Raw genomic sequence first — 384 nt, 5'->3', positions numbered from 1 at the left:
CACCTCCCCTGAAAGGCTGTATCGTTATACCTTTCAGTGCCATTTTAACATATATAAAGACCTTAAGAAAGGGGAAGATTGAAATGCCGGAAATAAAAATCATCCCGCAGAAATTTTCATTTGAGAAACCATCTATAATAGACGCTCGCGGGAATATAAAATCATCGGGAATAAGGATTACTATTGAACTGGATGCATTCAAGGCTGACAGGCAGATGGTAAAAAAGAACTTAGAGTTTATGTTTGCTGAAGTCCTTGATTATTTTGAAACAGATGAAGAGGAGAAGGAACAGAAAGAGGACTGGAAGCATAAAGCACTGTTATACCTGGAAGATTTATGGGTGGACGAGAACGAACGTATCAATGAATACACCTTGGAAGGGA

The 384-nt window shown here is 38.8% G+C and carries 1 pseudogene; it reads left to right on the top strand.

Annotated elements, in window-relative coordinates:
- Positions 1-83: 83 nt before the first annotated feature.
- Positions 84-384 (top strand): annotated as a pseudogene (locus LI015_RS28095) (hypothetical protein); the annotation flags it as partial.

This window comes from Enterocloster sp. 210928-DFI.2.20 (assembly GCF_020554465.1).
GTDB classification, from domain to species: Bacteria; Bacillota; Clostridia; order Lachnospirales; family Lachnospiraceae; genus Enterocloster; species Enterocloster bolteae.
This window is presented reverse-complemented; position numbering and strand designations above follow the sequence as displayed.